The sequence below is a fragment of the Acinetobacter johnsonii CIP 64.6 genome (genome assembly GCF_000368045.1).
Lineage (GTDB): Bacteria > Pseudomonadota > Gammaproteobacteria > Pseudomonadales > Moraxellaceae > Acinetobacter > Acinetobacter johnsonii.
Window position 1 is genome coordinate 128826 of the sequence record NZ_KB849236.1, and the last position, 14543, is coordinate 143368.

A 14543-nucleotide genomic window follows, 5' to 3' on the forward strand; every position below is an offset into this window, starting at 1 on the left:
GTCGTGAAGAATTTAGAGATTGATAAAGCACAAGTCGCATTGCGCTTTGCTCAGGCAGGAAAAAGCTACAGTGAGCATGCGGTTGTTCAAAAGCAAATTGCACGCCAGCTTTTTAATTTAATCCAAGGTTATGCCGTTAAAACGCAATTTGAGCGGGTGTTTGAAATTGGTTGTGGTTCAGGCAATTTAAGTCATTTATTGCTGAAGGATTTCCAAATTCAGCACTATCTACTGAATGACTTATATGCCGAGGTGCAGCAGCACTTTCAGGGTTATTCAAATATAGATTGGTTATTGGGCGATATTGAACAGCTCGTTTTTCCAGCTCATTTGGAACTGATTGTATCGACGTCTGCGTTGCAGTGGATGACAGATCTTGCTGCTGTTTTTCAGAAAGCGAATGACAGTCTGCTTCCACAAGGTCTATTTTGTTTTTCCACTTTTGGTGAGCGGAATTTACAAGAGATTAAGACCTTAACGGGGCAAGGTTTAGATTATGTCAACCTCGATCAACTACGGGAAAAATTGCAAAACCAAGGATTTGAAGTTCTGCATTTGTCTGAACAGATTGAGTACTTAGACTTTGCGACACCGAAACAGGTACTGCAACATTTAAAAGCCACAGGTGTCACGGCAACTGCATCGAGCTTTCGTTGGACCAAGCACTCGCTTGAACGCTTTTATCAAGATTATCGACAATTTTCACAACTCGATACCTCTGGGCAGATTTATTATCGCCTGAGTTATCACCCTATTTATTGTATTGCACGGAGAATGCCATGACTGGATCAGTTTACTTTATCAGTGGAATCGATACAGGCATTGGGAAAACCTATACCACGGGCTACTTAGCCAAGCTCTGGAATGAACAAGGCCAAAAAACCATTACCCAAAAGTTAGTGCAAACGGGTAATGTGGATGTTTCTGAAGACATTGAACAGCACCGTAAAATTATGGGTATGGGCTGGTTTCCTGAAGATGACAGTAAGCTGACCATGCCTGAAATTTTTAGTTATCCTGCATCGCCACATTTAGCGACTAAAATTGATGGTCGTGAGATTGATTTTGCAAAAATCGAGCGTGCTACTCAGCAGCTGGCTGAAAAATATGAGGTGGTGTTGTTAGAAGGTGCGGGTGGTTTGATGGTGCCTTTAACCACAGTTCTGCTCAGCATTGACTATATTGCAGCCAAGCAACTGCCTGTAATTTTGGTGAGTTCGGGGCGTTTGGGCAGTATTAACCATACCATTTTAAGTTTAGAAGCACTGAAAAGTCGTGGTTTGGAGCTCTATGCTTTAGCCTATAACTTAAATGATGAGTCACAAGATGAACTCATTTCTAAAGATACCGCGACCTATTTAAAAGCTTATTTGGCGACACATTTTTCGCAAGCATTGTGGATCGACATTCCCGTATTGAAGTAATTCGCAGAGTCCCTAAAAAAATAAAAAAACCGCTAACAGCAAAAGTTGTCAGCGGTTTTTTTGACGGTTTTATTTACTGATTACTCACGACTCCAATTTTTTTTACATCAAGGCGTTGGGCTGCGGCCATGACCATCGCAATGTATTTATATTCCGTTGCGCGGTCAGCTTTGAGTTTAATTTGGTCTTGATCTGCTTTTTGAGCAACGGTTTGAAATAAGGCTTCGAGCGCTTGTTTGGACTCCACAGCTTGTTCATTCCAAAACATTTTGCCTTGAGCATCTAAGCGTAGTTCCACGATTTCAGGGGGTTTTTCCTGAACTGGTGGTGGTGTGCCATTCGGGAGGTTGATATTAATGGCGTTGTTTGGCAATGGAATCGTGATAATGAACATAATCAGTAATACCAACATGACATCAATCAAAGGCGTCATGTTGACATCAAGCATCACATCTTCATCATCTTGATTGGAACCAACATTCATACCCATAGCTGAATCCTTCTTTGATTAAGGTGAAGAGGGCGGTGTGGTGACAAAGGCAATTTTGCCAATCCCCGCTTGCTGCGTGGTGGTAATGACTTGGTCAATCGCATCGTATGGCGTAAGTTGGTCACCACGAATGTGGACATCGGGCTGAGGTCTCTTTTGTGCCTCTGTTTGTAGTCGTGCCAGTAAGGTGGCTTTGTCGGCAATGTAACTTTCATTCCAGAAAATATCGCCATTTTTATTGACTGCAAGTTGAATATTTTCAGGTTTGGTTTCATAAGGCACATTCTTTTCTTCAGGCAAATTGACTGGCACGGTATGAATCGCAACAGGCACTGTAATGAGAAAAATAATCAGTAAAACCAACATAATATCAACCAGAGGGGTGGTATTAATGGTTCCGATTACATCATCATCGCTGTCATTTGAATTTACCATCATTCCCATGGCTGATTCCTCATGTTCTTATTTCATGTCACGGTTAACAGGATTATTGGTACTGATTTCACCACTTAACAGCACAGCATGCAGGTCTGAACCAAAGGTACGAACTTCTTCCATTACGGCTTTATTTCGACGGGTTAACCAGTTGTAACCAAGCACTGCTGGAACAGCCACGGCTAAACCAATTGCAGTCATAATTAAGGCTTCACCCACAGGGCCTGCGACTTTATCAATAGATGCTTGACCCGATACTCCAATCGCGGTTAACGCATGATAAATGCCCCAAACCGTACCGAATAAACCCACGAAAGGTGCGGTTGAACCTACAGTTGCTAGAAAAGCCAGCCCACCACTTAAATGGCTGTGAATTTTGTCAATAGCGCGTTGAATCGAGATAGTGACCCAAGTATTAAAGTCGATACGCTCTAATAATGTTCCACCATGGTTTTTTGTCGACTTAATGCCTTTTTCAGCAATAAAGCGATACACACTAGCATCATCTAAACCTTCAGTTGCAGTATCAAGAGAGGTTGCTTCCCAAAAGTTTTTATCGGCATGTTGGCCTTGTTTACGGATTTTGCCTTGTTGTAAGCACTTGGTAATAATGATGTACCATGTCCCAATCGACATAATCACCAAAATAAACAACGTCACTTTAGACACCAGATCACCTTCTTTCCACATTGCTTCTAAGCCATAAGGGTTATGTACTTTTTCTGAAGCAGAAGGTGCTTTCTCAGCTAAGGGTGGGGGAACAGGTGTTGCTGCTTTCTCAGTCGTAGTGACTGGTGTAGTCAGTGCTGTAGTGGGCGCAGCGGTTTCCTCTGCGAAAACAGCTTGTAGAGGAAGTAATGTGCTCATTCCAAGTAGGCTTGCTGCGGTAAAGTTTTTTAATTTTTGCATTGTGTAACTCCTAATGTCGGCTGATCTTTTTCAATTATTCGAGAACAAATTCGTATGGGATGTCGAACCAAGCGCTTTGAGCTACGCCATCTTTCATTGCAGGTTTAAATGTGCACAAGCTATACGCTTTCGTTGCAGCACGGTCTAAAGTACGGTCACCTGTTGAACGCTTCACTTTGACTTCTTGCGCCTTACCATTGGTATCGACAAAGACCGAAATCAGTACGGTGCCAGAAATGCCACTCATCTCTGCTTCGCGTGGATAGCTTGGAGCTTTACAGCCAGCTTCACCTTCCGAGACTCCACGTGTAACACCTGTGGGTTTGGGTGCCGGTGATGGAGCAGCGGCAGTCGGTGTTGGGGTTGGAGATGGGCTTGGAGAAGGCGATGATGCAACTGGCGTCGGCGTGCTTATCGTCGGTTTAGTGACGGGTGTAGCAACTGTTTTTTGCACTGGGACTACTTTTTCTACAGGTTTAGGGTCAGGCTGCTGCGCTACTTTTTCCACCATTTTTGGTGGCTCTGGTGGAACTTCTTTAGGTGGTTCAGGCTCAGGCGGTTTGATATCTTGCAGAATGACCAATTCCACAGGTTCGGTTGAGGGTTTGACAATATCTTTTGCCAAGCCCGCCATTAGCACCAAGCCAACAAGAACATGTAAGAAAATCACAACGCCAATACCTGTGAGTTTTTTGGCGGAGTTTTTTTCTAAATCTTCAAATGTAGTGCCCATAATTACTCCTAAAATTTAAGCCAAATCTACTTTTTAAAAGCATTGGATTGCACTTGGGAAAATCCATATATATCTGGTTAAAGTTGAGCAGGTATAAACATCACCACAGATTGAATACTTCAATCTGTGGCTCAGATCCGCTTAGAACGTATATGTACCTCTTACGTAGAAAGTACGTCCTGTTGGGTCGCTGTAACGTGGGTCATAGCCGTATTGGAAGTTATCGAGAACATTCGATGCAGCAGGTTCTTCATCAAATAGGTTTTTGATGCCACCCGTTAGGGTTAAGTTTTTGAAACCTTTATAGGTGCCTGCAATGTTGTAGAGGGTATAGTCTGGAACTTTGTGGTTATCAAAGCCTTCTTCACCTGTTGCATTTTGGTCGTGATAACCTCGGAAAAATTGCTGTTCAAAGACCAATTTCCAGTCTTCATAGCTCCAGTTGATGTTTGCGGTATGTTTCCAGCGCAGTACAGCAGGGTCATCATAAACGCCCACTAAGCCCTCCCAGTCTCCATCTTTTTCTTCTTGGTAGTCATTTTTGATGACATAAGTTCCATTAATTCCAAAGCCAAACCGACCTGTTGATGTCATAGGAGTGAGGTAATCTAAGCTAATGTCGATCCCTTCGGTTTTGATGCCACCTGTATTCATTAAAGTGGTATTGATGTATTGGATACGGCCGTCTGCATCTCGCACAAAGCGATCTGCATATTTGGTTGGATCTTCGAAAATGGAAGTTTCACCCGTTAAGCCAATAAGATTTTCGATTTCGATATTGTAGTAATCGACTGCTAAGACTAGGTTCTTAAGGGGCTCAAAAACAAAGCCTGCTGTAAATGTGGTTGATTCTTCGGGTTGAAGCTCAGAGTTACCCCCTTGCATACGCTTAAACTGGGTATTACATTCTGTTTGATATTGCGGTGAAGTTGCTACGCCACCTGGACAGAGCACAGGGTCGTCGTATTTTGCCCCCGTGTAAGTTTGGCTTTGCGGCGCATTAATTTCATATAAGCTTGGAGCACGGAAACCTGTGCTGTAAGTACTTCGGAACATTAATTGCTTTAAAGGTTCCCAGCGTAAACCCACTTTCGGGTTGAAGGTGTCGCCAAAGTCACTGTAGTCATCATAACGTGCTGCAAGTTGCGCTTCTAAAGTGGAAGTAATAGGAATTTGTAGCTCTGAGAAAACGGCTGTAATGTCACGGTCACCCTTACTGATAGGTTTGTCAGGGTCAATGCCACTACCTGGGACAAGTCGAACAAGGTCTGAGTTTACCTTTGCTTCCCAGTCTTGTGTGGTAAAGCTACCACCGAAGGCAAAGCCCACATCACCCGCAGGAAGTGTGAAAATTGGACGGCTGATCGTAAAGTCAAAGGTGGTGGAGTCTAAGGTCGCATCATTGGTCGTACCGCTGACTTCTAATGAACTCCAAACACTTGAATCCGCTGAAGGACCAAAGGGGTTAATGGTTGAACCGTACCGGGTTTGTCGGAGACTTTTTTATTTAAGTTAGGCCACCTGACCTAACGGGTTAATCTTATCATAGTACATTGCTTCAAACTCAAAAGGCGATACATAACCCAGTGCACTGTGTACACGCTTTTTATTGAACCAATCTACCCAGTTTAGTGTCGCAAGTTGTACATCTGCTAAACCTTGCCAATCTGCTTTTAAATATTCAATCACCTCTGTTTTGTATAAGCCATTCACCGTTTCAGCCAGAGCATTATCGTATGAATCACCAGTTGTACCGACTGATGCTCGTAAATTTGCAGCTTCTAAACGATTGGTATAGCGAATAGAAAGATATTGAACACCTCTATCTGAATGATGAATCACATTCTTAGGCATACCTCGATCGTGCAATGCTTGCTCCAATGCATCGAGCACCATATCTGTATTCATCCGTGTAGATACTTTCCATCCAACAATTGCTCGTGAGAACACATCAATAACAAATGCGGTATATACCCAGCCTGAATGAGTTTGAATATACGTAAAGTCACCCACCCATAGTTGGTTTGGATGATCAGCATTAAAATTACGTTTCACTAAATCATCTGCCCGTTTTTGGTCATCTCGGTTACGAGTAGTTTGTTTATTCTTACCACGCCAAACACCTTGTATACCTAGCTTTTGCATCAATCGAGCAACTGTACAACGTGCAATAACATAACCCTCACGTTTCAATTTTTGCCAAACTTTACGTACACCATATCGACCTGAACTTTCTTTCCAAATACGTTTGATTTGCTCTGCATGATGTAAATCATGCAGAGCACGTTTCGCTCGATGTTCTGGGTTATCAACGAGATCTAAAGCCCGATAATAGGTCGAAGCTGCAATCGGTAAAATTCTACAAATCGCTTCAACACCATATCGATCTTTATTGTTATGGATAAAATCCACCATTATTTGTGTGGGCGGTCGAGCTCCGCCTGGGCGAAAAAAGCGGCTGCTTTACGTAGAATCTCATTGGCGCGTTGCAGTTCTTTATTTTCGCGTTCGAGTTGTTTGATACGTTCTTGGTCTGAAAGCTGCTGTACTTTAACTGGATTTTGTTTATCTAAATATTTTTGATACCAAACACGTAGTGTTTCAGGAGTACAACCGATTTTAGGAGCAATAGCTGTGATTGCTGCCCAAGTAGAAGGATAATCTTTTTCAGATTCAATTAGTAATTGAACCGCTCTTTCTCTGATTTCAGGGGTATATTTTAATTTTGTCATCGGGATAGTCTCTCAGAATATTGACTCTCCGACAAACCTGGTACGGTTCAGGTACCGTTATCTAGTCCTTCTTGTAGTTGACTACGATTTAAATAACCACTAACGAAACTGTCCTTTGCTTTACCTTTTGCATAGGTTACGCCGCTGTCGATGTTCCAGCCATATGCTTCACCTTCAATCCCTGCAAAAATACGATGTGATTCATTGGTTGTCTTAGAAACACGGTTACCCGCTTGTGAGCGGAGATAGAGTTGTAAAGGATCACCACTTAAACCGGGGACATCAGGAGTAATACCTTCCCCTGGATAATATTGGCTTCCTTTGGGAAGCGTCACAGATCGGCTATAGACATCGGGTGCGATTGAGGTAGTGACTTCATTTTTTGCATATACATATTCAGCAATCGCGTTGAATTGGTCACTGAGTTTGAAAGTTGCACGCCCTAGGGCCGATAAGTCTTCTGTTTCGGGTTGAATACCAATCAAGGCTTGAGTGTTTAAAAAACACAGACCATCTTCTGCAACGACATTAGGAGTGTTATTACAGTTGGCATTACCGTAAGGATTGGCTAATACACCACTGGTTGGGTCATAGAAGTTAGCAGGAAAACCATTCGTAGAGCCAGCATTGATCCCTAATTCAGGTAAAAGCCCACCACGACGGCTAACTTTACGGTCTTTGGCCATAATTTCTTTAGACTTTTGGTAGCTGATTGCGCCATATACGTTAAAACCTTGTTCGTCTAAGTCGCCATAGCCACCAAAGATAGAGACATCGTATTCGTCCCCCCCTTTTTCTTCGGGTTTGAGTACACCGCTGCTGATACCGAAACCTTCATATTGTTTTTTTGTGATGAAGTTAATTACCCCAGCAATGGCATCTGCGCCATATACCGCGGATGCACCATCTCGGAGGACTTCAATGCGTTCAACCATTGCTAGAGGAATTGTATTGAGGTTGGTTTCAGAGGTACTAAAAGGGCTATAAGCCAAACGGCGACCATTTAATAATACTAAGGTTTTGTCTGGACCTAGGCCACGTAAGTTGGCTGTTGAACCAGAGGTATTACTTGCCCCCACGTTTTGCGCGGTTGTGTAACCCGCTTGGTTGGCACTGATTTTGGTTAAAGCTTCTTCGGCAGTTGTGACGCCTTGTTGCGCAAGCTCTTCGACTTTAATGACGGTAATGGGTGAAGAACTTTGAGCTGCAACTCCTTTGATAGAGGAGCCTGTGACAGTCACTTTAGCAACTTTTTTAGTTGGTTCTGCTGAGACTGCGCTTTCGGTTTCTTCTGCATGAGCTAAAGACAAACACATCATACTTAAAGTCAGGGTACTTAGTTTAAGTAGTGATTTGCTGATGGTTGGGGTCCCCATAGATCGAACAAGTTTGTTTTTTTGCATCGTAAATTCAACCCTTCTTTTTCTATATTTAGCGGTATTGCTGTGCTGAGGGAGTGCAAGGCAAATGCCAACTTTCAGGGACAGTCAAAAGACTGTGAATTAAGTTATTGGAAAATATTGTTTTATTTTATTATTTGTATGAATTTATGTAACTTGTTTTCATTTTTCTAGAATTTAAAAAATTAAAATGACAAAAAATTACTTATAAATCGATTAAAAAATAATCATGAAATGATTATTCATATAATAAGTGATCAAAAATGAGTCGTGATTTTTTGAATTTTTAATACAAAATATTATTTGTAATTATACTGAAATATTAATATTTATCTTTAATAAATAAATGCTTGAGATATTTTATTTAGTTTTTTGTAGTTCTTGTGATGTTCGAATTTGAATCATTGGTGTATTAAATCTGTGCAATAGTTTATTTAAACTGAATGTTTAAAAATAGCTACTAATTGGCAAAATGTTCCGATGTGAGTTGAGCCTCTGATTTATAACTAATTAATATCCATATATTTTTCTTACAAAATGTTAAATTAGAATGATAAAAAAATAGGCGTGGCATGATATTCGCTTTGTTGCAGAGGTGAATATTTGCCCATGACCGTTTTTTAAATTTTGATAATTAAAATTTAATTTATAAAACATGGGTTTATGTTTTAAGTTTTTGTCAGTGTTGTCTGAAAAATAAAACACTGACATTGAACATGGATGGCATGAGATCACCTTGCTTAAAAAAAAGATGTGTATAGGTATGAACTTGAATTCAAAAAAACTGAAGCTTGCTGCTTTATCCCTTGCGATGGGTTTTGGCTTTTCTGCCTATGCAAAGTCGCCTGCAGATCCAAACAAAGTATTAAATATCGCTTATGAAGCGCCTGATGATGGTTTTGATACGGTTAAAACCTATAATTTTTATAGTGGTAGTATTGCCCAAGCCATTTTTGAACCACTTTTAAAATACGATTATTTGGCGCGCCCCGCTCAATTGGTTCCAAACACAGCAGTGTCGATGCCAAAAATAGAACAAGAGGGCAAAGTCTATATCTTTAAAATTCAGCCCAAGATTTATTTTAGCGATGACGCAGCATTCAAAGGCAAGCCGCGAGAGTTGGTGGCGCAGGATTATATTTATTCCATGATGCGGATTATGGATCCGAAAAACCGCTCACCGACCTATTCATTTATTGAAGGCAAAATTGTCGGTGGCGATGCTGCTGTTGCTCAAGCCAAGAAAACAGGTCAGTTTAATTACGATGCCGCGATTCCGGGTTTAAAAGCCCTCGATAAATACACACTACAAATCACATTAACCCGTCCTGACTATAATTTCCCGTATATCTTGGCTTATGCCACATTTAGTGGAACAGCGCGGGAAGTGGTGGAGTTTTATGGGGATCGAATTGCGCAGCATCCAGTGGGGACAGGGCCTTATCAACTGAGTAAATATGTACCGCGGAGTCGTATTGAACTGGTGGCCAACCCGAAATATCGTGGTTTTACATGGAACTTTAAATCTACAGGTTCGAGTTGGGACAACCGTCTGGTCAAGGAGATGCAAGGCAAAAAAATGCCGCAAATCGGCAAAGTCAGCGTCAGTATTATTGAAGAAGAACAGTCTCGCTGGCTCGCGTTCAAATCGGGACAACTCGATTTTGACAAACTGACTTCCAATGCAGTACCACAGGCTTTAAATGGTAATCAACTCAAACCGGAACTGGTCAAGCAAGGCATTCAACATTTTCCCAATAAAGACGCTGAAATCACCTATACCATGTTTAACATGCAAAACCCTATAGTGGGTGGTTTTGGGCTTGAAAAAGTTGCATTAAGACGTGCGATTAGTCTGGCCTATAACCAAGCAGAAGCGATTAAACAACTGTATAAAGGGCAGGCAGTGAAGTCGGAGATGTTGGTGCCTGAAGGGGTACAAGGCTTTAATCCCAACTACCGGAGTAGTGTGGCTTATAACCTGCTTTTGGCGAATAAATTACTGGATCGTTTCGGTTATAAGAAGGGAGCAGATGGTTACCGTCGGCTACCGAATGGTCAGCCTTTAACGCTCAAGTTTATGACTGAAAATAGTTCCAGTTCCGTGATTCAGTCTGAACTATGGAAGAAAAATTTAGATGCGATTGGTCTGCGTGCCGACTTTGTGGTGAGTAACTTTGCTGACAATTTAAAAGCAGCGATGCAATGTAAATATATGATTTGGGGCGGGGCTTGGATTGCGGACTATCCTGAAGGGGAAAACTTTGCTCAGCTGCTGTATGGGCCCAATTCGGCGCAGGGCAATCTCAGTTGCTATCAGTCCAAAGCCTATGATGCACTTTATACACAAGCAATGGCACTCCCACCGCCTCAGCGTTTGCCATTTTATGAAAAACTCAGTCGTCAAATTGAGGCCGATAACCCATGGATTATTCATAACAGTCGTGTTCGAAATTGGTTGTTACATCCACAAGTTCAGGGTTTTAAAGCACATCCGATGATGAACACCAATTGGCAGTATTTGGATATTCAGCCCATAAAAAATAATTGAGATGTAGAAAATAATGAAAGATCTAAATCAGAAATTGAAACGATGGGGTTTGGGGATTTGGGTAGGCAGTATTCTGCTGAGTAGTTCAGTTTCCAGTTTTGCACAAAGCCCTGCCGACCCGGAAAAAGTTTTACGTTATGTTTTTCCTGTGGCTGAAACAGGCTTTGACCCTGCGGGCGTGCATGACTTGTACTCGGCGCATGTCAACGGTTCGATTTTTGAAACGTTGTTTACCTATGATTATTTGGCCTCACCTGCGAAATTGGTACCACGAACAGCTGTGGCTTTACCCGAGGTGAGCGCGGATGGATTGACCTATACCATTCGTCTGCAAAAGGGGATTTATTTTGCTGCTGACCCAGTGTTTAAAGGTAAAAAGCGTGAGCTGACCTCAGCTGATTATGTATATACCTTTAAACGCTTAATGGATCCGAGCTTGCGTTCACCCAACAGTTGGCTGCTTGATGGGCGAATCTTAGGGATGGAGGCTTTGCTGAAACAGGCGCAGAAAACAGGAAAATTCAATTACGACCAATCTGTCGCGGGCTTGCAAACACCAGACCGTTATACCTTGGTTATTCGCCTGACCAGCCCAGATCAGAACTTTCCAATGTTACTTGCGCATCAGCCTGCAGGCGCGGTTGCACGGGAAGTCATTGAAAAATACCGTGACAAAGCGGGGTTTGTCATGGGGCATCCAATAGGAACGGGGCCATATATGCTCAGTCGTTGGACGCCGGGTTCGCGGATTATTCTAAAGGCTAACCCTGATTTCCGAAATTTTGTTTGGAACTTTAAAGCCAGTACGCCTGAGGACCAAAAGATCGTCAAAGCCATGCAAGGCAAAAAGATGCCACAAATTGGCGTGATTGATATTCAGGTGATGGAAGAAGGACAATCACGCTGGTTGTCCTTTATTAAAGATGAAGTGGATTTGTTTGCTTTAGATGGTGAGTTGACGGTTCAAGCCTTGCAAGATGGAAAACTGAAACCGGAATTGATTAAGAAAGGCGTACAGCTGTCACGGATCACCGATCCTTCGATTGACTATCATTATTGGAATATGCAGAACCCAATAGTCGGCGGCTTAAGTAAAGATAAAATTTCCCTGCGCCGTGCCATGGCGATGGCATTTTCAGCCGATAACTACATCAATATTTTACAAAAAGGCGATTCGCAAAAACTGCAAGCACCGATTCCAAGTGGTGTGGTGGGCTATGATCCCAATTATCGAAGCAGTATTCCTTACTCAGTCAAAGCGGCAAATTTATTGTTAGATCGTTATCACTATAAAGTAGCTGCAGATGGTTGGCGTACTCAGCCGAATGGGAAACCTTTGGTGATTGAGATGACGCTTTCGGGCAATAATTTACGCAGTCAACAACAGGCCGAGTTTTGGAAGAAAACTTTAGACAGTATCAAAATCAGAATGACCACCAAGGCGATGCCTTTTGCTGAGGCTTTGAAATTAGAAAAACAATGTAAAACCATGTTTAAGACATCGGCATGGATTGCAGACTACCCAGATGCAGATAACTTTATGCAGCTGTTTTATGGCAAGAACATCAAGATTACTAACAATGGCTGCGCCAAAATTCCTGAATATGACCGCCTATATGAACAAGCCCAAAAGATGATACCGAGTCCAGAGCGCGATGTAATCTACGCCAAAATGTCACGTTTGCTAGAGGTGTATATGCCTGTACAAGTGATTGGGGCGCGTTACCGCAATATCTTGGCACAACCGCGTGTAATTGGTTTTAAAAAGCATCCCATACTGCCCGCAGAGTGGATGTATATCGATATTGATTTGAAGAAATAGAAATTAAACAAAACTGGAGTCATGATGAAAAAGCAACATTTTAAATTCACCGCATTGTGCATGTTGGGCCTAGGGATGAGTCAGATGGCTTTGGCGGAAACAGCACCGCGCCAAACATTACCCAGCTTTCAAGCCAAAGACATCCCTGCAATGTGTAATGCCAAAATTGCGGATGTGAAAAAGCAACTTAAAACGTTTGAAAATAAGCCCCTTAAAAACGAAACGGCAGCAGCGCCTGTATTGGCTGAATGGGATCGTATTTTTGCATCATTTGAAGATTTTTATGGCCCGATTGCTCTGTATAGCAATGTTGACCCTGATGAAGCACTGCGTAAAGCGGCTGAAGACTGTGAAATTAAAATTAGCCAATTCCAAACTGATGTTTATCAGAATCCAAAGCTATATCAACAAATTAAGAAAATTAAAATTGCTGATCCGATTGAAGCCAAGTTCCGTGAAGATATTTTGGAAGGTTTTGAAAAAACTGGGATACAGCTTTCAGCGGATAAACAAGCACGCTTAAAAGCGATTTTTGATGAACTGGCAAAAATTGAACAAGAGTATGCACGTAATGTCCGTGATAATCCTGAAAAGCTCGAATTTAGTCCTGATGAGCTAAAAGGCCTGCCACAAAGCTATATCGACGGCTTAAAGAAAAATGACAAAGGCAATTATTTACTCGGCTTTGAGTATCCCGATTATCGTCCGTTTATGGAGTTGGCAGATAACGATGAAGCACGTAAGCGTTATCAAATTGCATTTACCCGACGTGGCGGTGAGAAAAATCTAGTGCTGCTGAAGCAAGCCATGGACTTACGTTATGAGTTAGCCAAACTGTTTGGTAAGTCCAGTTATGCCGAGTGGGTACTGCAAAGCCGGATGGCGAAAACGCCTGAAACTGTGAATAAATTCTTGGCAGAGGTGCATGCCACCGTGGCACCCCTAGAGAAGAAGGAAGTCCAAACTCTACGCGAGTTTAAAGCGCAAAGTTTAAATATCCCTGTTGAGCAAGCCAGTATTGAGCGTTGGAGCGAAGCATATTGGAGTGAAAAATTACGCAAAGCCAAGTATCAGGTCGACCAAGAACAGCTACGTCAGTATTTCCCAACGCAAGCCTCTCAGGACTGGCTATTTGCCATTTCTGAAAATCTGTATGGCATCAAGTTTAAGCCTGCCAAAGTCGAGGTTTGGCAAGATGAAGTGGAATATTACGATGTGACCGATGCCAAAACTGGGCAACTGCTCGGCGGTTTATATATGGATAAATTTCCACGTAAAGGCAAGTATGGACATGCTGCTGTGTGGGGCGTTTATGGCGGCAGTAGCTTAACTGGGCGCAAACCGATTTCAGCACTGGTCACTAACTTTAACCGCAATGGTTTAAATAGCGATGAACTAGAAACTTTTGTACATGAGTTTGGTCATGCACTGCATGGCATTTTATCCAACACACGCTTTTCGTCTCAGTCAGGAACTTCAGTTGAGCGAGACTTTGTCGAAGCACCGTCACAAATGTATGAAGAATGGGCACGACGTAAAGAGACTTTGTCAAAGGTGGCAGATTACTGTAAACCTGACTGTCCACGCGTGGATGATGCATTGATTACTAAACTTAATGCCGTGCATAGCTATGGACGCGGTTTACATTATGCACGTCAGACGTTGTATGCACAGTATGACATGGCGCTACATGGCAGTGATGCAAGAGAGGTTCAGCCCTTAAGTGTTTGGGAAAAAATGGAAGGCGAAACGGCCTTGGGTTATGTTCCAACCACCGAGTTTCCGGGGCAGTTTGGTCACATCATGGGCGGTTATCAAGTCGGGTATTACGGTTATATGTGGTCAGAAGTGATGGCGTTGGACATGCTTTCAGCCTTTGGTGATAACTTAAATAACCCTGAAGTGGGACAGCACTATCGTCAAACCATTTTGTCCCAAGGTGGTCAAAAACCTGCCAAAGCATTGGTCAAAGACTTTTTGGGTCGTGAACCTGATAACAAAGCCTTTTTCGATGAAATTACCGGTCAACGGGTGAAATAAGGGGCAT

Annotated in this window: 10 protein-coding genes, 2 pseudogenes and 1 other annotated feature; of the genes and pseudogenes, 5 read left to right on the forward strand and 7 right to left on the reverse strand. The window is 42.4% G+C overall.

All coding sequences use genetic code 11. From position 1 onward, the window contains the following. Positions 1 to 3 precede the first annotated feature (3 nt). Positions 4 to 783 carry a malonyl-ACP O-methyltransferase BioC gene (gene bioC, locus F986_RS11645; RefSeq protein ID WP_004695309.1) on the forward strand — a complete coding sequence of 260 codons (780 nt, stop codon included), beginning with the start codon at positions 4 to 6 and terminating at the stop codon, positions 781 to 783. Then, a complete protein-coding gene (gene bioD / locus F986_RS11650) occupies positions 780 to 1424 on the forward strand; it encodes a dethiobiotin synthase (RefSeq protein WP_004695311.1) in 645 nt (214 codons plus the stop codon). Before bioC ends, bioD begins: the two co-directional genes overlap by 4 nt. A gap of 73 nt (positions 1425 to 1497) precedes the next feature. On the opposite strand, the gene F986_RS11655 is transcribed toward bioD, so the two are convergent. The 7 genes and pseudogenes from F986_RS11655 to F986_RS11690 form a co-directional block, all read right to left on the reverse strand. Next, a complete protein-coding gene (locus F986_RS11655; protein WP_004695313.1) occupies positions 1498 to 1914 on the reverse strand; it encodes an ExbD/TolR family protein in 417 nt (138 codons plus the stop codon). A gap of 18 nt (positions 1915 to 1932) precedes the next feature. Further along, positions 1933 to 2358: an ExbD/TolR family protein gene (locus F986_RS11660; protein ID WP_004695316.1), complete on the reverse strand. Its 426-nt coding sequence runs from the start codon at positions 2356 to 2358 to the stop codon at positions 1933 to 1935. A gap of 18 nt (positions 2359 to 2376) precedes the next feature. Then, the gene (locus F986_RS11665) at positions 2377 to 3258 is read right to left on the reverse strand and encodes a MotA/TolQ/ExbB proton channel family protein (RefSeq protein WP_004695317.1); all 882 of its coding nucleotides are present in this window, start codon (positions 3256 to 3258) and stop codon (positions 2377 to 2379) included. A gap of 34 nt (positions 3259 to 3292) precedes the next feature. Then, positions 3293 to 3991 carry an energy transducer TonB gene (locus F986_RS11670; protein ID WP_004695319.1) on the reverse strand — a complete coding sequence of 233 codons (699 nt, stop codon included), beginning with the start codon at positions 3989 to 3991 and terminating at the stop codon, positions 3293 to 3295. A gap of 141 nt (positions 3992 to 4132) precedes the next feature. Further along, positions 4133 to 5464 (reverse strand): annotated as a pseudogene (locus F986_RS11675) (TonB-dependent receptor domain-containing protein); the annotation flags it as partial. 39 nt (positions 5465 to 5503) lie between these two features. Further along, a protein-coding gene (locus F986_RS11680; RefSeq protein WP_100222794.1) for an IS3 family transposase occupies positions 5504 to 6723 on the reverse strand; the annotation gives its coding sequence in 2 pieces (ribosomal slippage) (positions 5504 to 6447 and positions 6447 to 6723; 1221 coding nt in all). Continuing rightward, positions 6332 to 6448 (reverse strand) — a sequence feature (AL1L pseudoknot). It overlaps the preceding gene by 117 nt. 50 nt (positions 6724 to 6773) lie before the next feature. Continuing rightward, a pseudogene (locus tag F986_RS11690) lies at positions 6774 to 8126 on the reverse strand (TonB-dependent receptor plug domain-containing protein); the annotation flags it as partial. A gap of 754 nt (positions 8127 to 8880) precedes the next feature. On the opposite strand from F986_RS11690, the gene F986_RS11695 reads away from it, so the two are divergent. From F986_RS11695 to F986_RS11705, 3 genes are read left to right on the forward strand one after another with little or no spacing between them, the layout of a single operon-like run. Then, positions 8881 to 10674 carry an ABC transporter substrate-binding protein gene (locus tag F986_RS11695; RefSeq protein ID WP_406935414.1) on the forward strand — a complete coding sequence of 598 codons (1794 nt, stop codon included), beginning with the start codon at positions 8881 to 8883 and terminating at the stop codon, positions 10672 to 10674. Positions 10675 to 10687: 13 nt separating this feature from the next. Continuing rightward, positions 10688 to 12496, forward strand: coding sequence for an ABC transporter substrate-binding protein (locus F986_RS11700; protein ID WP_004695330.1), 1809 nt, complete (start codon positions 10688 to 10690; stop codon positions 12494 to 12496). Positions 12497 to 12520: 24 nt separating this feature from the next. Beyond that, the gene (locus F986_RS11705) at positions 12521 to 14536 is read left to right on the forward strand and encodes a M3 family metallopeptidase (RefSeq protein WP_004695333.1); all 2016 of its coding nucleotides are present in this window, start codon (positions 12521 to 12523) and stop codon (positions 14534 to 14536) included. Positions 14537 to 14543: the final 7 nt, after the last annotated feature.

Bases quoted from the DNA above. Each gene is read 5' to 3' on its own strand.
- bioD (WP_004695311.1), top strand. From the start codon at position 780: ATGACTGGATCAGTTTACTTTATCAGTGGAATCGATACAGGCATTGGG.
- F986_RS11655 (WP_004695313.1), bottom strand. From the start codon at position 1,914: ATGGGTATGAATGTTGGTTCCAATCAAGATGATGAAGATGTGATGCTT.
- F986_RS11660 (WP_004695316.1), bottom strand. From the start codon at position 2,358: ATGGGAATGATGGTAAATTCAAATGACAGCGATGATGATGTAATCGGA.
- F986_RS11665 (WP_004695317.1), bottom strand. From the start codon at position 3,258: ATGCAAAAATTAAAAAACTTTACCGCAGCAAGCCTACTTGGAATGAGC.
- F986_RS11670 (WP_004695319.1), bottom strand. From the start codon at position 3,991: ATGGGCACTACATTTGAAGATTTAGAAAAAAACTCCGCCAAAAAACTC.
- F986_RS11700 (WP_004695330.1), top strand. From the start codon at position 10,688: ATGAAAGATCTAAATCAGAAATTGAAACGATGGGGTTTGGGGATTTGG.
- F986_RS11705 (WP_004695333.1), top strand. From the start codon at position 12,521: ATGAAAAAGCAACATTTTAAATTCACCGCATTGTGCATGTTGGGCCTA.